Here is a 19,712-nt window from a genome sequence, read left to right as displayed (position 1 = left end):
GGAGCGGCGGGGAATGAGGGCGGGCCGAGGGGCGGCGGGGAATGAGGGCGGGCCGAGGGGCGGCGGGGAATGAGGGCGGGCCGCGGAGTGGCAGGGCCGCAGCCGCCCGGTCGGGATGGGCGAGCGGCTGCGGCGGCTCGCCCAACAAAGTGGCCGCGGTCGGTCGGGTCAGGATGGGGAGCGGGGAGTGGCGGCGACCGCGGCCAGGGCGTCCACCAGGCCCGCGCCCACCACGTCCGCCGGGTCGCCGCAGGCCGTGCCGGACGGCGTCAGGTGGCGGGCGGTGCGCTCCAGGATCGTGCGGGTCTCCTCGACCTTGCCGATCAGGGACGGGTTGGCCGACCACATCAAGGCGACCACACCGGCCACGTGCGGCGTGGCCATCGACGTGCCGCTCAGGTAGCCGTAGCGGCCGCCCGGCAGCGCGGACAGGACGTCGACGCCCGGGGCCATCACGTTGGGCTTCACCAGGCCGTCCGGGGTCGGGCCGCGGCTGGAGAAGTCGGCCACGGCCGACGTGCGGTCGACGGCGCCGATCGTGAACGTGGCGGCGTAGTTCGACGGCGGGTCCGTGATGGTCTCGCAGTCGGGGCCCGTGTTGCCGGCGGCGGCCACGAAGAAGATGCCGGCCGCGGCGAACGCGTCGATCGCCGGGCGCAGCGAGGTCAGGTCGCAGCCCTCCACCTCCGGGCAGCCCCACGAGTTGGTCAGCACCTGCGGCGCCCGCTCCGGGCGGCCGGCGTGCCACGGGTCGGCCCCGGCCGGGTAGGGCGCGAGCATGAACTGCAGGCAGCTCAGGTAGTTGGCCATGCTGCCCAGGTTGCGCGGCAGGTTCTCGCAGGCGATCCACTGTGCACCGGGCGCCACGCCGACGTCCTTGCCCACGGCGGTGGCGAGCGTGTGGGTGCCGTGGCCGTTGTTATCGGTGGGGGACTTGTCGACGCCGAACGGGTCGAGCCACGAGTCGTCGCCGCCGCGGAAGTTGCCGCGCAGCGCCGGGTGGCTGCCGTCGACGCCGGAGTCGGAGCTGCCGACGACGATGCCCTTGCCGTCGCCATACCGCTGCCAGACCGCGTCCGCCCCGATGAGCGTCAGATTCCACGCCGGGGAGGTGGGCGCGCCGACCGTGCCGTGCATCGGCCCGGCCGTGGCGGGCAGCGGCCGCAGCCGCGGGTTGAGCAGCACCTTGGCCACGTCGGAGCGGCTCTCCAGCCACTGCCGGGCCACCGGGCCGGCGTCGACCTCGACCCCGTTGACGAGGTAGAAGGGCGTGTAGTCGACGCCCCTGTCGCGCAGCGACTTGCGCAGGGAGGCCTGGGAGCGCTCGGCGGTAGCGACCAGCCGCTCGTACGTCTGCCGGACCCGCGCCGTCTGGTCACTGACGCCGCTCAATCCGCTCAGGTCGGCCTGCTCCTTCATGACCACGAACAGCCGCTCGCCGGCGAACCCGGGCTGGCCGAGCGCGGTGTAGACCACGGCGGCCGCGAGCGCGACGACGGCGGCCGTCACCCCGGCGAGCCAGGCGTGCCAGACGGCGCGGCGGAACACGACCAGCAGGAGCGCGGCGACGAGCAGGGCGAGGACGAGCGCCGCCGCGGCGCCGACCGCGCCCCAGAACAGCCCGTCGCGCAGGCCCAGGATGAGCGACGTCTCCTCCGGGTCGACGAACCCCAGCGGCCCGAACAGCACGGGTGTCAGCAGGGCCACCACGGACGGGCGGCCCCGCCGGTGCAGCGCCGCGATCGCGAACGCCGCCGGTGGCACGCAGAGCAGCGCGAACAGCTGCACGGCCGGCTCGCCGACCCCGCCCGCGATCGAGGCCAGCCCGACCCCGATCACCAGCCCGCCGACGACCGCGCCGCCCCAGTTGTTGCGGATGCCCATGCCGACCGAGGCGAGCGCGGTCACCGGGCGCGTCGCGAGCCAGCTCACCGCGAGCGCGGCGAGCGCGGCGAGGACGGTCTCCAGGAGGCCGCCGAGCGCGCCGACCCACAACCACGGGACGAGCAGCACCAGCCCGACCGCGAGGCTGAGCCAGAACAGCCAGCCCTCGGCCCGCTCGCGGCGGCCGGTGACGCCGGTGTGGATGGCCGCGCCGATCGCCGCCGCGACGGCGATGACGGCCAGATAGAGCTCGTGATAGGTCTCCGGGATCAGCCGGGCCGCGCTCAGCACGCCGCCGAACAGCGCGGCGAACGCCCACTGCCGACCGGCCGTGCGCGCGAAGTGCACCCGAGACAGCAGCCCGAGCAGCAGCGCCGGCACTCCCGACAGCAGGGTGACCAGCACGGCACCGAGCAGCCAGAACGCCCGCGACATGGTCATCCCGCTGATCGTCAGCGTGTCGCCCACCAGCCACAGCACGGCGTTGACCACGACGACCAGGGCGACCGTCCAAAGCCCCACCAGGATGGTGAGGGCGATCGCCCAGCCGCGGCTGGGCGGCCGGGGCGGCGGTGCGGCGAAGGGCACCGGGACCTGAACCATGCTCGGACTCTACGGCGTGCGTACGACAATCCCGGGGGAGGAGACTGGGGGTTATGACGGAGACGGTGGACGCGGTCGTTGTCGGCGCCGGTCACAACGGCCTCGTCGCGGCCAACATGCTGGCCGACGCCGGCTGGGACGTGGCGGTGCTGGAGGCGACCGAGCACGTCGGCGGGGCGGTCCGCTCGGCCGAGCTCGTGCGGCCGGGCTTCCGCAGCGACCTGTGCAGCTCGTTCTACCCGCTGGGCGCCGCGTCCCCGGTGTTCACCGCCCTCGATCTCGAGTCGCACGGCCTGCGCTGGACCCACGCCCCGGAGGTCGTCGCGCACCTCTTCCCGGACGGCCGCGCGGCGGTGCTGAGCCGCGAGCTGGACCTGACGGCGGACTCGCTGGACGGCTTCGCGGCCGGGGACGGCGAGCGGTTCCGGCGGCTGTACCGCGAATGGCGCCACCTCTCCGACGACCTGATCCCCGCCCTGCTCACCCCGTTTCCACCCGTGCGCTCCGGCGCCCGCCTCGCGGCCCGCGCCGGCCTCGGCCAGGCACTGCGCCTCGGCCGGCGGTTCCTGGCCCCGGCCCGGGTGCTCGGCGAGGAGCTGTTCCGCGGTGACGGCGCCCGGATGCTGCTCGAAGGCCTCGCCCTGCACACCGACCTGGCCCCCGACGACGCGGCCAGCGGCGCGTACGGCTGGCTGCTCGCCATGCTGGGCCAGCAGTACGGCTTCCCGGTCCCGGTCGGCGGCGCGCAGGAGCTCACCGACGCGCTCGTCCGCCGGTTCGACGGGGTGATCCACCGCCGGGCGCAGGTCGACCGGGTGATCGTCGGCGCCGGCCGCGCGCTGGGCGTCCGCTGCTCGGACGGCCGCCTGTTCCGCGCCCGCCGGGCCGTGCTGGCCGACGTTCCGGCGCCCACGCTGTACCGCAGCCTCGTCGACGCCGGCGAACTGCCGCCGCGGCTGCTGGAGGATCTCGCCGGGTTCCGCTGGGACAACCCGACGCTGAAGGTCGACTGGGCGCTGTCCGGCCCGGTGCCGTGGCTCGCGCCCGAGGTGAGCGGCGCCGGCACGGTCCACCTCGGCGCCGACCCGCACCGCTACGCCGCGGACCTCGCGCTGGGCCGCCCGCCCGAGGACCCGTTCCTGCTCCTGGGGCAGATGACGACCACGGACCCGACCCGTTCACCGGCCGGGACGGAGACGCTCTGGGCGTACACCCACCTCCCCCGCGGCACCAAGCCGGACGAGGTGGACGCCCAGGTGGCCAGGGTCGAGCGGGCGATGCGCGCGCATGCCCCGGGCTTCGACGACCTGGTGCTCGGCCGCCACGTGGCCGGCCCCGCCGAGCTGGAGGCGAAGAACCCGTCGCTCGTCGACGGGGCGATCAACGGCGGCACCGCGGCCGCGTTCCAGCAGCTCGTGTGGCGCCCGCTGCCGGGGCTCGGCCGGGCCGACACGCCGATCGACCGCCTGTTCCTGGCGAGCTCCAGCGCGCACCCGGGCGGCGGCGTGCACGGGGCGCCCGGCGCCAACGCGGCCCGGGCGGCGCTGGCCCGCCACCGCCCACTGCTCGGCGACGCGTACCGGCTCGGGATCGGCGCCACCCTGCGCGCGATCTACCGCTGACGGCGCTCCGCCAGGTCGGCCAGCCGCCGCAGGACCTCGGCATTGCGGTAGTGCAGGAAGACGTCACCGACCTTGTTCCGCACGCCGATCAGCGGTCCGTCGGTGAACTGCTCCTGCATGGTGACCCGGGTGGCGCCGGCGTCGAGCTCGTCGAGCGTGAACCGCACCTCCCCGGCCCCCAGCGGCCACAGGTGCACCTTCAGCCGCAGCATGCGTCCGGGATCACACTCCAGCGACTCGCTGCGGTCCTTGACCGTCGCCGGCCAGGGCCCCGCCTTGTGGTGCAGCCGCGTGCCGGCCCGCGGCCAGCCCTCGTCGACGTCGTGGATGTGCGCGGTGCCGACGACCCAGTCGCTGTACGTCCAGCCGTCGGACAGGACGCCGAAGACCCGGTCGGCAGGCGCGCGGACGATGCGTTCGGTGATGGACACCTCATCCTGATTCCCCGCGTGTCGCATCGCACACAAACCCGAGACAGGCGCGGCTACGGTGTTGGTGTGCGCCGTGAACCCTCCACGTCCCGTTTCGAGGCGAGCCGACTCTCACCCGCCCGCCGCGCCGCGGACGTTGCCCGCCTGCGCCGGGAGCGCTTCGACGTCCTCATCATCGGCGGCGGCGTCACCGGCGCGGGCGCCGCGCTCGACGCCGCCTCGCGCGGGCTCTCGGTAGCCCTCGTCGAGGCCCGTGACCTGGCCTCCGGGACGTCGAGCCGATCCTCCAAGCTGATCCACGGGGGTCTGCGGTACCTCGAACAGCTCGAGTTCGGCCTGGTCGCCGAGGCCCTGCACGAGCGCGGCCTGCTGGCCACCCGGCTGGCGCCGCACCTGGTCCGCCCGGTGCCCATCCTGGTGCCGCTCCCGGCCCACCGCGGCCTCCCGGGCCTCGCGCAGCGGGTCTGGCAGCGGGCGTATTACGGCGCGGGCGTCGGCCTCTACGACGCGTTCGCGACCGCCGCCCAGCTGGGCGGCTCGGCGCCGCGGGGCATGCCGCTGCACCGCCACCTGTCGCGCACCGAGACCCACCGGCGCTTCCCGTCGCTGCGGGAGGACGCGATCAGCGGCGCCATCCAGTACTTCGACGGCCAGGTCGACGACGCCCGCCTGGTCGCGACGCTCGCCCGCACGGCCGCCAGCCTGGGCGCCGCGGTGGTGCCCAGCGCCCGCGCGGTGGGTCTGCTGCGGGACGCCCGCGAGGTCACCGGCGTCCGGGTGCGCGACCTGGAGACCCGCGAGGAGTTCGAGGTCCACGCCCGCACCGTGGTCGCCGCCACCGGCGTCTGGATGGAGGACATCGCCGGCCTGCTGTCGGGCGAGGGCCCGCGCGAGTCCTCCGGCATGCAGGTGCGCGCTTCCAAGGGTGTGCATCTGGTGGTACCGCGGAGCGCCATCACCGGCGAGGCCGGCCTGATCCTGCGCACCCCGACGTCGGTCCTCTTCGTCATCCCGTGGGGTGGCCACTGGATCATCGGCACCACCGACACCGACTGGACCCTCGACCGCGGCCACCCGGCGGCGTCCGCCACCGACATCTCCTACCTGCTGGGCCAGGTCAACGCCGTCCTCGACCGCCCGCTCACCACCGAGGACATCGAGGGTGTGTACGCCGGCCTGCGCCCGCTGCTCTCCCGCGAGGCCAGGCACCGCCAGCCGCACAGCCGCGACGAGCAGACCTCGGCCCTCTCCCGCACGCACGCGGTCGTCGAGCCGATGCTGGGCCTGATGTTGATCGCCGGCGGCAAGTACACGACGTACCGCGTCATGGCCGCCGACGTCGTCGACCGCGTCGCCCACCGCCTGGGCGGCCTGCGCCGCCAGGGCGGCCTGGTCCCGGCCTCCCGCACGGCCGACCTGCCGCTGCTGGGCGCCGACGGCTACCACCAGCTGTGGACGAACCGCGCCGACCTGGCCCGCCGCCAGGGTGTCCCGGTGGGCGTCCTCGAGCACCTGCTGGAGCGCTACGGTTCGCTGGCCTTCGAGGTGCTGGCCCTGGACCCGGCGCTGCGCAGCTCGGTGCCGGGCGCGCCGGAGTACCTGGCGGCCGAGGTGGCCTACGCCGCGCTGGCGGAGGGCGCCCTGCACCTGGAGGACGTCCTGACCCGCCGCACGCGCATCTCCTTCGAGACCGACCATCGCGGCGTGGCGTCGGCCGCCGACGCGGCCAGGGTGATGGGCGACGTGCTGGGCTGGGACCGTGCGACGCGGGCCCGCGAGGTCGACCACTACCTGGCGCGGGTGGCCGCCGAGCAGGAGTCCCAGCGCATGCCGGACGACCTGACGGCGGACGCGGCCCGCCTGGGCGCCCCGGACGTCCGAGGCTTCATGGCCGACCGCGCCGCCGTCGAGGCCTAGGTCACGCCTAGAAGATCTTTCCCGGGTTCAGGATGTTGTCGGGGTCGAGCGCGGCCTTGATCGAGCGGTGGGCCTTCAGGCCCGTCGGGCCGATCTCGCGGGCCAGCCAGTCGCGCTTCAGCAGGCCCACGCCGTGCTCGCCCGTCGACGTGCCGCCCAGCGACAGGCCCAGGGACATGATCGCGTCGAACACCTTCTGGCCCTGCGCGATGCTCACCGGGTCCGAGCGGTCGATCACGATGATCGGGTGCAGATTGCCGTCGCCCGCGTGGCCGACCGTGGCGACCACCACGCCGTGCTCGGTCGAGATGCGTTCGATGCCCTCGATCAGCTCCACCAGCCGGGTCCGGGGCACCGCCACGTCGTCCACCATGATGCCGCCGCCCGCCGGGAACAGGTTCGCGGCGAACTGCTCCAGCGCCGGATGGGCCAGGCGGCGCGCCGCCAGCAGCGCGTCGGCCTCCTCGGCGTCCGATGCCACGTAGACGTCCGCGGCCTGCGCCTCGTGGCACATCCCGGCCAGCAGGGCCAGGTCGTCCGGCGCGCGGCTGCCCGAGTCCACCGCCGCGATGAGCAGGGCAGCGGCCGTGGTCGGGAGGTCCATCGGGCGGTACGCCTCGATCGCGCTCAGCGCCACCCGGTCGATGACCTCCAGCATGCTCGGCTGCAGGCCGGAGCGGACGATCGACGACACCGCGGCGCCGGCGGCCGCGAAGGTCTCGAAGACGGCGACCAGGGTCAGCGACGGCTCCGGCGCCGGGCGGAGCCGGACGGTGATCTCGGTGATGACGCCGAGCGTGCCCTCGGAGCCCACGAAGAGGCTGGTCAGGTCGTAGCCGGCGACGCCCTTCGCGGTGCGCCGGCCGCAGTGCAGCACCTCGCCGCTGGCCAGCACGACCTCCAGGCCGATGACGTGGTCGCTGGTCACGCCGTACTTCACGCAGCACATGCCGCCGGCATCGGTCGACACGTTGCCGCCGATGGTCGACTGCTCCCAGGACCCCGGATCCGGCGGGTAGTACAGGCCCTTCTCGGCCACGGCCCGGCGCAGCTGCGCGTTGACGACGCCCGGCTGGACGACCGCGATCCCGTTCTCCGTGTCGATGTCCACGATCTCGTTCATCGCGGTGAGCGACAGCACGATCGCGCCCTCGATCGCGTTGGCGCCGCCGGCCAGGCCGGAGCGGGCGCCCTGGGGTATCACGGGTATCCGGTGCCGGCTCGCCGCCCGCAGGACCGCCGAGACCTGGCCTGTGGTGCGCGGCCGCACGACGACGGACGGCGTGCCGAACGGCACCAGGTCGGCCTCGTCGTGCTGGTACGACGTGAGCAGATCGGGATCGGTCAGCACCCCGCCCTCGTGAGGGAGCGCGGCGCGGAGTTCCGCAACGAGATCCATACCCTGGCACGCTAGTGCGTGTGCTCTACATCGACACACCGCGGTGGCCTGCTCATGGTCGACTCTGGTCCCATCTCGTCAGCGACGTGTCGCCGGCGGAGCTGCACGCCTTCGCCGAGCTGATCGGCGCACCGCGGCGAGGGTTCGAGCGCGACCACTACGACGTGCCCGAAGAGAGGGTGCAGTTGGCGATCTGGCTGGGTGCCCGACTGGCGTCGTCCAAGGAGATCGTCGAGCGCCTGAATGCTGCCGGGCTGCGTCGGCCGCGTCATTTGTCCAGGTCGACGACGGATCGACGACCGCAAAATAGCAGCTCAGGGGTTGTGTAAATGAGAACGTTAGGCCACCCTTGCTTAGGCAAGCCTAAGCAGGGAGAACGGCCGTGTATGTCTGCATCTGCCACCGGGTCAGGGAGTGCGAGGTCCGGCAGGCCATCCGCGCTGGTGCGTACAGCGAGGACGCCGTCGGTGACGAGTGTGGTGCCGGCACCGGCTGTGGCACGTGCCTTGATCGCATCGCCGATCTGATCGATGCGGAAGCGACAAATGCGGTGTTGCCCGCTTTGGCCTAGAAATGGAGTTACCCTGCCCACATGCAGGGGGATGCACGGGTCATCGAATTTCTGAACGAACAGCTCACCGCCGAACTCACCGCCATCAACCAGTACTTCCTGCACGCCAAGATGCAGGAGAACTGGGGCTACACGAAGCTCGCCAAACACACCAGGCACGAGTCGATCGACGAGATGAAGCACGCGGAAGTGCTCACCGATCGGATCCTGTTCCTGGAGGCCCTGCCGAACTACCAGCGCCTGTTCGCGCTGCGCATCGGCGAGACGGTCCCGGAGCAGTTCAAGTGCGACATGAAGGTCGAGATGGAGGCCATCGACCGGCTGCGCCGCGGGATCGAGTACATGCGCTCGATCGGCGACGTCACCTCGGCGAACATCTTCGAGGACATCCTGGCCGACGAGGAGCAGCACGTCGACTACCTGGAGACCCAGCTCGGGCTGATCGAGAAGCTCGGGGAGGCGCTGTATCTCCAGAACGTCACCGAGCATCCAGAAGCATCCTGATCTCCATCCGCAGGTTCTCGTGCGCGCGGGCGGTCCAGGCCGCCCGCGAGGGGACGGCGCGATAGAGCTCGGGCAGCTCCAGCAGTTGCTGGAGGATCGCCGCCCGGCCCGGCCGGAACACCTCGTCCGGCACGGCCGCGTACTCCTGCCGTACCGCCGCCGCATACCGCTCGTAGTCGGGCCGGTCCGCCGCCAGGATCGCCAGGTCGGCGTCCGCGAGCAGTGCGCCGTTGCGGTCGCCCGGCGCCACCCGGTGCCCCGCCGTCAGCCGCACCAGCCGCGCGACCTCCCCGGCCCGCTCCGGGGGCCACCCGAGCAGCGCGAGCTGCGAAAGCGCCAGCTGCGCGCTCTGCTCCTCGTTGTCCTGCGCGAACGGCACGTAGACCGCGTCGTGGAACCACGCCGCCAGCCGCACCGCGTCCGCGTCGTCGGCCAGCGGGGCATGCGCGTCGATGACGCGGAGCATCGCTGAGAGATGTTCGAGGGTGTGGTACCGCCGGTGCGGCTCCGAGTACCGCTCGATCAGGTCGGGTCCGACGACCGCGTCGCCCGGGAAGAGCCACTGCTCGATCACACCGACGAGCTTAGGGCGGTCACCGGTCAGGACGCCTGAGGTCTACTTCTTCGACTTGCGCAGCTGCTGGCCGGTCAGGGCGCCGGGCCCCTTGCCCGCCAGGCAGCGGAAGGTCGTCGGCCCGGCCTGCTGCGCCTCCAGGGTCGGCAGGATCACGTCGGTCCGCCAGGTCGCGGCGGAGATGTCGACGGCGATGAGCACGCTCTGGTTACACACCTCGCGCACCGGTGACTGCTTCGCGTCGCTGACCCGGCTGCCCTTGCTCAGCTCGCCGAACGCGAAGAGCTCCCAGGTGTGCTTGCCGGTGCAGGACACCGCTCGGCGCTCGGCGTCGTAGCACTCCACGACGCTGGTGCACCGGGCCTCCGCCGGCACGGGGCCCATGCCGCAGTCGGTGATGGGCAGGGCGGCCGTCGCGGTCGCCGACGGGCCCGAGGTCGGGCCGACCGTGGGCGTGCCGCGCAGGCCGTAGGCGATGCCGACGCTGACCAGCGCCGCGACGACCAGCACGGCGCCGGTGACGAGCAGGGCCACCCCGCGGCGGCTGATCGGCGGGGACGGCGGCTTCACGGGCGGCACGAACGGGTCGACCGGCGGCGCGGCCGGGCCGTGCGGGACGGTCTGCTCCGGGTCCGCGTCCCCCGGGCCGCCGGAGAGGAACGGGGACGCCAGCAGCCGGTTCGGGGTCGGAGGGGTGTGCGCGGGGTCGGCCGCGGGCGGCACGTAGACCGGCTCGACCGGGGGCGAGCCCAGCGGCGGGACGATGACCTGCGGCACCGGCTCGAGCCGCACGGCGATGAGCCGGTCGCGCAGCTCGATCGCGCTCGGCCGGGCCGACTCGTCGTTGGACATGCCGGTCCGCAGGATCTCCATCAGCTCGGGCGGGCAGCCGGGCAGGTCCGGGATGTGCTCGTGGAACATGTCGACCAGCGACATGAGGCTCGGCATCTGGTCCTCGCGCCAGCGCGGCGGCTTGCCCCGCATCAGCGCGTAGAGCGTCGCGCACAGCGCGTAGACGTCGGCGGCGGGCGCCGGCGGGGCGTGGCGGAACGTCTCCGGCGGCGCGTAGGCCGGGGTGAGCACGTCGAGCGTGATCGACACGTCGCGCCACTCGGCCAGGATCGCCAGGCCGAAGTCGGCCAGCGCCGGCTCGCCGAACCGGCTGAACAGGATGTTGGCCGGCTTCACGTCGCGGTGCAGCACGCCGAGCGAGTGAGCGTCGGCGAGCGCGTCGGCGATCTTGAATCCGACCTCCCGGACCTCCGCCGCCGACAGCGGGGCGCTGCGCATGCGCTCCGCGTACGAGCCGTCGCAGAGTTCCATGATCAGGTACGGGTGGCCGTCGGTGGTCACGCCCGCGTCGAACAGGTCGACGACGTGCGGGTGGCTCGACATCCGGCCGGCGGCCCGGGCCTCGCGCAGGAACCGGCGGCGGTCGCGCTCGGTCTCCAGCGTGCGGTTCTCCACCTTGACGGCGACGTCGCGGCCGACGGACTCCTGCACGGCCCGGTAGACCGTGGCGTAGCCGCCCCTGGCCAGCACGGAGAACCCGGTGAGGCCGGGGACCGTGGGGATGGGGGCCGATGCGGTCACGGCTAGAACGGTACGACAGGCGCCCGGCGTTCGCCGTCACGCATCGGCCACAGCCGGGGCACACTGTCCGTTCGCCTCGAGCGCCTCCGCCAGTACCGACTCCGCATAGATCCGGCTGCGCACGTCCTCACCAGCCAGAGTCTGCGCCTGGCGGGCCCAGTCGAGGGCCTCGGCGTTGCGCCCGGCGGCCAGCAGCGCGCCCGCGTAGGCGGCCACGGCGTGTCGCCGGGAGAAGATCACCGACGGGGCCGGGCGCTCGGCGGCGACGCACCCGAGCGTCTCCAGCGCCGTCTCGACGTCGCCCTGGGCCAGCCGGGCCAGCCCGAAGAGCACCTTGGGCCCGACCTTGGCCGCGTCGAGGACGTCGTGGGTCTCGACGACATTGAGCACGGCGCGGGCGTCGACCTCGGCCGCCGCCGCGTCGCCCCGGTCCAGGCTGACGAACCCGCGCAGCGTGCGGGACATGCCGAGCAGCAGCGGGTGGCCGGTCTTCTCGCCGTACTCCGTGGCGTCGGAGAGCAGGTCGTAGGCGTGCGCCGGCTCGTCGAGCCCGCGCGCGACCACGCCGCGCACGACGAGCGCGAGGCCGCGGCCCCAGTCGTCGCCGGCGGCGGCGAACTCGCGGTAGGCCCGGCGGGCCTCGCGGTCGGCCTCGGCCAGGTCGCCGCTCTCCGCGGCCGCGAACGCCTCGACCGCGCGCAGCGTGCCGACCGCCCACGCGTCGCCGACCCGTTCGCCGAACGGCAGGAACGCCTTGGCCAGCCGGCGCGCCTCGCCCAGCCGGCCGGCGAGCAGCCGCACGAACGCCGTGGTGCCGCGCAGCCAGGCCCGCCCGACCGGGTCGCCGAGCTCGGCGAAGCGGCGCGCGGCGCGGCCGAGGGCGGCGTCGGCACCGGCGAAGTCGCCGCGGGTCGTGGTGACCCAGGCGAGATGCTGCAGCGACCAGGCCTGGGCCCGCCGGTCGCCGGCCATGACCGCGATCTGGAACGACTCGGCGAACCGGCCGCCGGCCTCGGCGAGCCGGCCCTCCAGGAAGTCGGCCATGCCGAGCCGGCGCATCGCGTCGCCGCGCTCGTAGGTCAGCCCGGCGGCCGTCGCCGCGTCGAGGGCCTCGGTCAGCGTCTGGTAGCTGCGCCGGTGGTCGCCGGTCGCCCGGTAGCCCCGGCCGGCGACGAGCAGCGCGCCGACCCGCACCGCGGCGTCGTCGCCCGCGTTGGCGGACACCTTCTCCGCGTGGGCGAGGGCTTCAGTGGTACGGCCGAGCTGGAGCAACGCGCGCGCGTGCACGAGCCGGTCGGCGGCCGGCAGCGCGCCGCCCAGCGCCGCGGCCCGGTCGGCGGCCTGCGCGGCCTGGGCCGGCTCCCCGGTGGCCAGCGCGGCCCGGGCGGCCCGGCCGAGCGCCTGCACGCCGAGCGGGGCGGCCGAGCGGGCCAGCGAGTCGGGCCGCAGCCCGACCACGTCGGCGAGGCGGCTCGCGCTCTCCGCGTGCTCGGCGATGAACGCGTCGGCGGCGCCGATGGTCATGTTGAGGCCCTGCACGTTGCCGGTGCCGCCGGAGGCGAGGTACGCCGAGACGGCGGCGGCCGCCCATCGGGACAGCGCCGCGTGCCGCTCGGCGAGGTCGGCCTTGCCGATCCCGGCGTAGGCGGCCTCGCGCAGCAGCGGGGTGGCGAACGCGAACCCGCCCCGGCCGCGGCGCAGCATGCGGCGCTGGAGCAGCTCCTCGACGGCCCGCTCCAGCTCGACCGCGGCGACGACCGCGGGCCGGGCCGGCTGGCCGGGCGGGTTGAACCGCAGCGCCTCCAGCGCGCGGGCCGGCACCGTGTCGCCGATGACGGCCGCGTCGCGCAGCACCGCCCGGGTGTCGACCGGCAGCGCGTCGATGCGCGCCGCCAGGACGGCGGCCAGGTCCCGGGAGAGCAGCCGGCCGCCGAGCGAGCCGGGGGTCAGCCGCCAGCCGGCCTGGTCCGTGCCGGCGACCGTGGTCAGCGCGCCCCGCTCCTGGAGCAGGGTGACCAGCTCGGCCAGGTAGAACGGGTTGCCCTGGGCGGTGGCCAGCAGCCGGTCCTCGTCGGGCGCGGCGAGCCGCCCGCCGCCGAGGTAGGCGGTGAGCAGCCGGGCCGCGTCCGCGCCGCGCAGCGGCGGGAGCGGCACCACCTCGGCGTCGGCGATGTGGGTCAGCACGCCGGCCGAGCGGACCAGCTCGGGGCGGCCGAGCAGCACGATGAGCACCGGGCCGGTGAGCTCCTCGATGGTCGAGCCGAGCGCGTCGAGGGTCTCCGGGGTCGCGTCGTGCAGGTCGTCGACGATGACCACCAGCGGCGTCTCGGCGGCGAGGCCGGACAGCAGCTCGGCGACCGCGTTGGGGATGGCCTTCAGGTCGAGCTCGTCGGGCTTGCCGCCGGGCGCGACCGAGCCGGTGTCGCCGACCGTCTCGGTGTAGCCGATCAGGCTGAGCAGCAGGTCGCTGGCGAACCGGGGCGGCTCGGGCCGGCCGCGGGCGGCCCGGGCGAGCCGCTGGGCCAGCCGGCGCAGGCGCTCCTCGACCGCCTCGCGGGTGAGCGCGGCGTCGGGCGGCAGGCCGATCGCGGCGCGGACCAGGTCGGCCAGCGGGGCGAGCCGGCGCCGCTCGCCGAACGCGGCGCAGTGCACCGACAGCACGCGGGCGCCACCGCCGGGGGCGAAGCCGGCGCTCGGGGTGTAGCCGGCGGCGCCGAGGTATCCGGCCGCGAACCGTTCGACCTCGCCGGCCAGCCGACTCTTGCCGAGCCCGGCCTCGCCGGTGAAGACCACCACGCGGGGCTCCTGCCGGTCGGCGATCTCGGCCAGCCGGCCGGAGACCCGGGCCAGCTCGGCGTCGCGCCCGACGAACGGCGCCTCGTCGCCCAGGCCGGACCGGGTGCCGGGGGCGTCGAGCAGGCCGAGCAGCTCGAACGCCTCGACCGGCTCCCGCTTGCCCTTGAGCCGTAGCGGCCGCAGCGCCCGCCAGGAGGCGAGCCGGCGGGTGGACGAGGCGGTCCGGTCGCCCGCGTAGACGGCGCCGATCGCGGCCGCGTCGGCCAGCCGGGCGGCGGTGTTCACCGTGTCGCCGATGACCGTGTACTCGATGCCGGCCTGCACGCCGGCGACGACCGTGCCGGTGTTGAGCCCGATGCGCAGCCCGAGTGGGGCGCCACCGCCGCGCTCGTCGTCGAGCACCCGGCGCACGGCCCGCTGCATCGACAGGGCGGCCCGCACCGCGCGCTCGGCGTCGTCCTCGTGCGCGACGGGCGCGCCGAACACGGCCATTATGCCGTCGCCGGTGAGCTTGTCGACGTGCCCGCCGAAGGTCTTGACCGCGCCCGCGAGCGCGGCGAGCACCCGGTCGGTGACGGCACCGACCCGCTCCGGGTCGAGGTCCTCCGACCAGGCGGTGAAGTCCGAGAGGTCGCCGAAAAGCACGGTGACGATCCGCCGCTCGGCCGCCGGCAGGGTGGCCGCGGCCGGCAGCGCGGAGCCGCAATGGTGGCAGAACCGCGCGCCGGGAACGGCCACGGTCCCGCACACCGAACACGTCACGCCGCCACCTCCGCTTCGCTCCGGCGCCGTCGCGACTTCCGCGCCCTGAGCCTCCGGTGGCCGGCCCCTCCGCTTCGCTCCGGACCGCCCATGTCCTAGCCCAACTCATTCAGGGGCGACTGTGATTCCCGCCTCAGGAAGTCCAATTGGGCACGGACGGACGACTCGGCGGCGGGCCAGAGCACCCGGTCGACGTCGGCGTACACCGTGGCGACCACCTCGGGCGCGTCGGTGGCCCCGGCGGCGACGGCGGCCCGGACCTGCTCGAGCCGGGCCTCGCGGTGCTGGTGGTAGTAGCGGGCGGCCACCGCGGTGTCGGTCAGGGCCGGCCCGTGCCCGGGCAGGGCGGGGCGGCCGTCCAGCCCGGACAGGATGCCCAGGCTGTCGAGGTAGTCGCCGAGGTCGCCGTCGGGCCAGGCCACGACGGTCGTGCCGCGGCCGAGGATCGTGTCGCCGGTCAGGACGATCTCCTCGCCGCCCCAGCGAGCCACGAAGCAGACCGAGTCCTTGGTGTGCCCGGGCGTCGCCAGGGACGCGACCGTCAGGCCGTCGATCTCGAAGTCGTCGTGCACGGGTGGGTGGTAAATAGGCGCACCGGTCAGCTCGGCGAGACGGGCGACACCCTCCGTGTGGTCGATGTGGCCGTGGGTGAGCAGGATGGCGGCGACCGGCGCGTGCTCGGCGACGGCGCGCAGGTGGCCCTCGTCGAGCGGGCCCGGGTCGACCACCAGGCAACTCTTCCCTGGCGCGCGGAGGAGCCAGGTGTTGGTGCCGTCGAGCGTCATCGGACCCGGGTTGGGCGCGCGGACGAGCGTCACCCAGCCGGGCAACGTGTCGAGCACCTGGGCGGTGGGGGCGGTGACGTGGCTTACCACGATGCGATCGTACGGCGGGCCGGTTCCCCCGACACGTCACCCGACCGGCCATGGGACGGGCTCCGCACAGCCGGTCGGACGACGGCGCTCAGGCGATCTCGAAAATGGCTTCGACCTCGACCGGCGCATTGAGTGGGAGCGCGGCGACCCCGACGGCGCTGCGGGCGTGCTTGCCGGCGTCACCGAACACCTCGCCGAACAGCTCGCTGGCGCCGTTGATCACGCCGGGCTGGCCGGTGAAGCCGGGCGCCGAGGCGACAAACCCGACAATCTTCACAACTCGGACCACGCGGCCGAGCCCGACGAGCCCCTCGACGGCCGCGAGCGCGTTGATGCCGCACTGGCGGGCCGCCTCCTTGGCCCGCTCGGCGGTGACGTCCGCGCCGACCAGACCCTCGGCGAGCAGCTTGCCGTCGGCCAGCGGGACCTGGCCGGAGACGTACACGTGATTACCCGTCTGCACGGCCGGCACGTAGGCGGCGACCGGCGGCACGACGGGCGGGATCTGCAGCCCGAGCTCGGCGAGGCGGGCATAGACGTCGGCTGCGTCGACCATGGTCAGGCCGCCTTCGGCCGCTTGAAGTAGGCGACGAGGTTCTCCGGGTTGGGGCCGGGGACGATGGCGACCAGCTCCCAGCCCTCCTCACCGAAGTTGTCCAGGATCATCTTGGTGTTGTGGACCAGCAGTGGTGCGGTCAGGTACTCCCATTTCTGCATGTGGCGACAGTATCGGTGGGCACAGGCTGATATCGGTGTACCCCGCGATGTGCTCCGTGCCGCTACTGTGATGGCCGCCGCCGCACATTGGCGGGGCATAGAGGTGTCGCACAGAGGTGGGAGAGATGACGCAACCGCCGCAGTACCCGGGTCAACCGGAGTACCCAGGCCAGCCGGGCGACCCTTACGCCATGCCTGGGCAGCCTCCGCAGGCCCCGCCGGGGCAGGGCTGGCCGCCGCCCCCGCCGGTGCAGGACCCCTACGCGGTGCCGCCCACGTCGGCGCCGCCGACGTCCGGACAGCCGTATTACCCGCCGCCGCAGCAGCCGTACCAGGACCCCGCGCAGCAGTACGGGGTGCAGCCGCCGTACCAGGACCCCTCCCAGCAGTACGCGGCGCCGACCGGCCAGTTCCCCGGCGGTCCGCCGCCGACCGGCCACTTCGGGCCGCCGACCAGCCAGTTCCCGCCGCCGCCGACCGGCCAGTTCCCCACCGGGCCGATGCAGGGCGGCATGGCGCCCCCGTTCTCCGGGCCGCCGGCGCCGACGTCGGGCTTCCCGGGGTACCAGCCGATGCCCCCGCCGAAGAAGAACCGCGGCCTGACGATCACCCTGATCGTCCTGGCCGCCGTCCTCGTGCTCTGCGGCGGCGGTGGCGCCGCGGCGTACTTCGTGGTCAAGGGCAACGCGGGCAAGGGGCAGACCAGCGCGGTCGAGGCCGTCAACGGCTTCCTCAAGGCCGTCTACAAGGACAAGAACACGGACGAGGCGCTCAAGTTCGTGTGCGCTTCGTCGCGCAACAAGGAGAAGCTGGCCCAGCGGGTCGACGACATCCGCAAGTACGACGCCAGCCTCAGCAGCCCCGAGTACACCTGGCCGACGCCGACCGTCGACAAGCAGGAGGGCAGCACCGCCACGCTCACCGTGCCGGTGAAGGTCGCCACGAGTGACGAGAAGGTCGCGGAGACGAAGTACAAGTTCGTCGCCACGAACGACAACGGCTGGTTCGTGTGCGAGATCACTGCCGCCTGACTTCTTGGGCCGCGGCCTTCGGCTCTTGGCCTGACATGATCCCCGGCAGGGACCAGGTAGCGTCGAAGGCGTGACGGCACGCGAGTCTTCGGACGGGCGGGACAGCTACGGCTGGCCTGCCCGTCTGCATGTGGTCACCGGCAAGGGTGGCACCGGCAAGACGACGGTCGCCGCCGCCCTGGCCCTGGCGCTCGCGCGCGACGGCAGACGCACCCTGCTCATCGAGGTCGAGGCCCGGCAGGGCATCGCCCAGCTGTTCGAGCGCGACCCGCTGCCCTACCGGGAGACGCGCATCGCGACCGCCCCGGGCGGCGGGGAGCTGCGGGCGCTGGCGGTCGACGTCGAGGAGGCGCTGCTCGAGTATCTCGAGATGTTCTACCGGCTGGGTGTCGCCGGACGGGCCCTGCGCAAGGTCGGCGCCGTCGACTTCGCCACCACGATCGCGCCCGGCCTGCGTGACGTGCTGCTCACCGGCAAGATCAAGGAGGCGGTGACCCGCACCGTCGACGGTCGGCGGGTCTACGACGCCGTGGTGCTCGACGCGCCGCCGACGGGCCGCATCGGCCGGTTCCTCAACGTGACGGCCGAGACCGCCCGGCTGGCGAAGATGGGGCCGATCAAGACGCAGAGTGAGGGCGTGGCGGCGATCCTGCGCTCGCCGATGACCGCGGTCCACGTGGTCACGCTCCTGGAGGAGATGCCGGTCCAGGAGACCGCCGACGCGATCGAGGAGCTCACCCGGCTCGGGATTCCCATCGGTACCGTCATCGTGAACGCCACCCGCCCACCCATGCTGGCCGGTGTGAAGCTCACCCAGGCCGACCTGCGCAAGGGCCTCACCGCCGCCGGGCTGTCCCCGGACAAGGAGACTCTGGCGGGCCTGATCGGCGAGGCGAAGGCCTACCAGACCCGGGTCGCCGCCGAGGCCTCGCTGCGCGCCGACCTGCAGGGTCTCGGCCGGCCCGTGGTCGAACTGCCGATCGTGCCGGAGGGCGTCACCGCCGCCGCGCTGGAGTCACTCGGTGATCTGCTGCTCACGTCGAGCTGAGGTGGGGGCCGAGCGGATACGCTCGCTAGGTGCGAGTGAACGCTGAGCCGCCGGGCCTGGAGGTCGACGCGATCCTCGCCGACCCCGCGATCCGGATCGTGGTGTGTTGCGGCTCCGGTGGTGTCGGAAAGACGACAACCGCGGCCGCGCTCGCGCTGCGGGCGGCCGAGCAGCACGGCCGGCGCACGGTGGTGCTGACCATCGACCCGGCCCGCCGCCTCGCCCAGGCGCTCGGCCTCACCGAGCTCGACAACACCCCGCGGCAGGTCAAGGGCCTGCAGCCGGACTCGGCCGAGCTCCAGGCCATGATGCTCGACATGAAGCGGACCTTCGATGAGGTCGTGCTCGCGCACACCGACCCGAAGAAGGCCGAGGAGATCTTCGCCAACCCCTTCTACCAGGCCATGAGCTCGACGTTCTCCGGCACGCAGGAGTACATGGCGATGGAGAAGCTGGGCCAGCTGCGGGCCCGCGACGAGTGGGACCTCATCGTGGTCGACACGCCGCCGTCGCGCTCGGCGCTGGACTTCCTCGACGCGCCGGCCCGGCTGTCGCGGTTCCTCGACGGCAAGATGCTGCGGCTGCTGCTCGCCCCGGCCCGAGCCGGCGGGCGCAGCGTGTTCAACCTGGTCTCCGCCTCGTTCGGGCTGTTCAGCCGCACCGTCACCAAGATTCTCGGCGCGCAGCTGCTGACCGATCTGTCCGGGTTCGTGGGCGCGCTCGACTCGATGTTCGGCGGTTTCCGCGAGCGGGCCGAGCAGACGTACCGCGTGCTCCAGGCCCCCGAGACCGCGTTCCTCGTGGTGGCGGCCCCCGAGCCGGACGCGGTGCGTGAAGCGGTCTACTTCGCCGGCCGGCTCGCCGCCGACCGCATGCCGCTGGCCGGCCTGGTGCTCAACCGGGTGGTACCGGTGGCGGCGCCGCGCCTCTCGGCCGGCGATGCGCGAGCGGCGATGGCCCGGCTCGAAGAGTTGGGCACGCACGCTTCGACGGCTGACGTGCTCCGCGTCCATGCCGAGCTGGCGGACCAGCATGACCGCCAGGCCGAGGTCTCCGGCCGGTTCTTCCAGGAGCATCCGAGTGTTCCGGTGGCGCGTGTCCCCGCGCAGCCCGCCGACGTGCATGACCTCGACGGGCTGCGCTCTATAGGTGTGACCTTCGCTGTTACTAGCTCCGCGGGCTGAGCTGTTTTTAGCTCAGCTGTTTCTAGCTCCGCCGGCTGGCGCCGTCGGTTTCGTGGGGGGTTCCCACCCCACACCCCCCATGCGGCGCTGGCGCCGCACTTTCGTTCGCTCCCGCGGCTGTACTGGTGCCTCAGCTGCCTTGGCTGCCTCAGCTGCCTTGGCTGCCTCAGCTGCCTTGGCTGCCTCAGCTGCCTTGGCTGC

General features: G+C 73.8%; 16 protein-coding genes and 1 pseudogene. 8 read left to right on the top strand and 9 right to left on the bottom strand.

Annotation, left to right across the window (positions count from 1 at the left end; translation table 11 throughout):
* Positions 1 to 168 precede the first annotated feature (168 nt).
* Positions 169 to 2,487, bottom strand: coding sequence for a S8 family serine peptidase (locus ABZS66_RS02450; RefSeq protein WP_354754379.1), 2,319 nt, complete (start codon positions 2,485 to 2,487; stop codon positions 169 to 171).
* Positions 2,488 to 2,540: 53 nt separating this feature from the next.
* Between ABZS66_RS02450 and ABZS66_RS02445 the strand changes: the two genes are divergently transcribed.
* Positions 2,541 to 4,109 carry an NAD(P)/FAD-dependent oxidoreductase gene (locus tag ABZS66_RS02445; RefSeq protein WP_354754377.1) on the top strand — a complete coding sequence of 523 codons (1,569 nt, stop codon included), beginning with the start codon at positions 2,541 to 2,543 and terminating at the stop codon, positions 4,107 to 4,109.
* On the opposite strand, the gene ABZS66_RS02440 is transcribed toward ABZS66_RS02445, so the two are convergent.
* Positions 4,100 to 4,540 (bottom strand): SRPBCC family protein, encoded by a 441-nt coding sequence (locus ABZS66_RS02440; RefSeq protein WP_354754376.1) that lies wholly within the window; start codon positions 4,538 to 4,540, stop codon positions 4,100 to 4,102. The two genes, ABZS66_RS02445 and ABZS66_RS02440, sit on opposite strands and share 10 nt — an antisense overlap.
* Before the next feature lie 66 nt (positions 4,541 to 4,606).
* Here ABZS66_RS02440 and ABZS66_RS02435 point away from each other — a divergent pair, with 66 nt between their 5' ends.
* Positions 4,607 to 6,457 carry a glycerol-3-phosphate dehydrogenase/oxidase gene (locus tag ABZS66_RS02435; protein ID WP_354754374.1) on the top strand — a complete coding sequence of 617 codons (1,851 nt, stop codon included), beginning with the start codon at positions 4,607 to 4,609 and terminating at the stop codon, positions 6,455 to 6,457.
* 7 nt (positions 6,458 to 6,464) lie between these two features.
* Here the strand turns inward: ABZS66_RS02435 and ABZS66_RS02430 are convergent, their stop codons facing one another.
* Positions 6,465 to 7,856: an FAD-linked oxidase C-terminal domain-containing protein gene (locus ABZS66_RS02430; RefSeq protein ID WP_354754372.1), complete on the bottom strand. Its 1,392-nt coding sequence runs from the start codon at positions 7,854 to 7,856 to the stop codon at positions 6,465 to 6,467.
* Positions 7,857 to 7,876: 20 nt separating this feature from the next.
* On the opposite strand from ABZS66_RS02430, the gene ABZS66_RS02425 reads away from it, so the two are divergent.
* The 3 genes from ABZS66_RS02425 to bfr are packed head-to-tail and all read left to right on the top strand — an operon-like array spanning position 7,877 to position 8,931.
* Positions 7,877 to 8,185 (top strand): DUF4031 domain-containing protein, encoded by a 309-nt coding sequence (locus ABZS66_RS02425; protein WP_354754370.1) that lies wholly within the window; start codon positions 7,877 to 7,879, stop codon positions 8,183 to 8,185.
* Between the two features lie 53 nt (positions 8,186 to 8,238).
* Entirely contained in the window at positions 8,239 to 8,427 is a 189-nt protein-coding gene (locus ABZS66_RS02420; protein WP_354754369.1) for a (2Fe-2S)-binding protein, read from the top strand.
* Between the two features lie 21 nt (positions 8,428 to 8,448).
* The gene (gene bfr, locus ABZS66_RS02415) at positions 8,449 to 8,931 is read left to right on the top strand and encodes a bacterioferritin (protein ID WP_354754367.1); all 483 of its coding nucleotides are present in this window, start codon (positions 8,449 to 8,451) and stop codon (positions 8,929 to 8,931) included.
* Here bfr and ABZS66_RS02410 read toward each other — a convergent pair.
* The 6 genes and pseudogenes from ABZS66_RS02410 to ABZS66_RS02385 all read right to left on the bottom strand — a co-directional run bounded on the left by ABZS66_RS02410 (position 8,906) and on the right by ABZS66_RS02385 (position 16,248).
* Complete coding sequence (locus ABZS66_RS02410; protein WP_354754365.1) at positions 8,906 to 9,505, bottom strand: metal-dependent phosphohydrolase; 600 nt, start codon at positions 9,503 to 9,505, stop codon at positions 8,906 to 8,908. The genes bfr and ABZS66_RS02410 overlap by 26 nt on opposite strands.
* 42 nt (positions 9,506 to 9,547) lie before the next feature.
* Complete coding sequence (locus ABZS66_RS02405; RefSeq protein ID WP_354754363.1) at positions 9,548 to 11,098, bottom strand: serine/threonine-protein kinase; 1,551 nt, start codon at positions 11,096 to 11,098, stop codon at positions 9,548 to 9,550.
* A gap of 66 nt (positions 11,099 to 11,164) precedes the next feature.
* Positions 11,165 to 14,656 (bottom strand): annotated as a pseudogene (locus ABZS66_RS02400) (adenylate/guanylate cyclase domain-containing protein); the annotation flags it as partial.
* Between the two features lie 95 nt (positions 14,657 to 14,751).
* Entirely contained in the window at positions 14,752 to 15,531 is a 780-nt protein-coding gene (locus ABZS66_RS02395) for an MBL fold metallo-hydrolase (RefSeq protein ID WP_354754362.1), read from the bottom strand.
* Positions 15,532 to 15,619: 88 nt separating this feature from the next.
* On the bottom strand, positions 15,620 to 16,087 hold the full coding sequence (locus tag ABZS66_RS02390) for a RidA family protein (protein WP_354754360.1): 468 nt from the start codon (positions 16,085 to 16,087) through the stop codon (positions 15,620 to 15,622).
* 2 nt (positions 16,088 to 16,089) lie between these two features.
* Positions 16,090 to 16,248: a DUF4177 domain-containing protein gene (locus tag ABZS66_RS02385; RefSeq protein ID WP_238008739.1), complete on the bottom strand. Its 159-nt coding sequence runs from the start codon at positions 16,246 to 16,248 to the stop codon at positions 16,090 to 16,092.
* 191 nt (positions 16,249 to 16,439) lie between these two features.
* On the opposite strand from ABZS66_RS02385, the gene ABZS66_RS02380 reads away from it, so the two are divergent.
* The 3 genes from ABZS66_RS02380 (at position 16,440) to ABZS66_RS02370 (ending at position 19,511) form a co-directional block, all read left to right on the top strand.
* The gene (locus ABZS66_RS02380) at positions 16,440 to 17,279 is read left to right on the top strand and encodes a hypothetical protein (protein ID WP_354754358.1); all 840 of its coding nucleotides are present in this window, start codon (positions 16,440 to 16,442) and stop codon (positions 17,277 to 17,279) included.
* Positions 17,280 to 17,349: 70 nt separating this feature from the next.
* On the top strand, positions 17,350 to 18,327 hold the full coding sequence (locus tag ABZS66_RS02375) for an ArsA-related P-loop ATPase (RefSeq protein WP_354754357.1): 978 nt from the start codon (positions 17,350 to 17,352) through the stop codon (positions 18,325 to 18,327).
* A 29-nt stretch (positions 18,328 to 18,356) separates the two neighbouring features.
* Positions 18,357 to 19,511 (top strand): ArsA-related P-loop ATPase, encoded by a 1,155-nt coding sequence (locus ABZS66_RS02370; RefSeq protein WP_354754355.1) that lies wholly within the window; start codon positions 18,357 to 18,359, stop codon positions 19,509 to 19,511.
* Positions 19,512 to 19,712 lie beyond the last annotated feature (201 nt).

The sequence above is a fragment of the Dactylosporangium sp. NPDC005572 genome (assembly GCF_040605515.1).
GTDB lineage: Bacteria > Actinomycetota > Actinomycetes > Mycobacteriales > Micromonosporaceae > Dactylosporangium.
The sequence above is the reverse complement of the archived record's forward strand: the minus strand, read 5'-3'. Positions and strand labels throughout refer to the sequence as shown.

Bases quoted from the DNA above. Each gene is read 5' to 3' on its own strand.
- ABZS66_RS02380 (WP_354754358.1), top strand. From the start codon at position 16,440: ATGCCTGGGCAGCCTCCGCAGGCCCCGCCGGGGCAGGGCTGGCCGCCG.
- ABZS66_RS02450 (WP_354754379.1), bottom strand. From the start codon at position 2,487: ATGGTTCAGGTCCCGGTGCCCTTCGCCGCACCGCCGCCCCGGCCGCCC.
- ABZS66_RS02385 (WP_238008739.1), bottom strand. From the start codon at position 16,248: ATGCAGAAATGGGAGTACCTGACCGCACCACTGCTGGTCCACAACACC.
- ABZS66_RS02445 (WP_354754377.1), top strand. From the start codon at position 2,541: ATGACGGAGACGGTGGACGCGGTCGTTGTCGGCGCCGGTCACAACGGC.
- ABZS66_RS02390 (WP_354754360.1), bottom strand. From the start codon at position 16,087: ATGGTCGACGCAGCCGACGTCTATGCCCGCCTCGCCGAGCTCGGGCTG.
- ABZS66_RS02430 (WP_354754372.1), bottom strand. From the start codon at position 7,856: ATGGATCTCGTTGCGGAACTCCGCGCCGCGCTCCCTCACGAGGGCGGG.
- bfr (WP_354754367.1), top strand. From the start codon at position 8,449: ATGCAGGGGGATGCACGGGTCATCGAATTTCTGAACGAACAGCTCACC.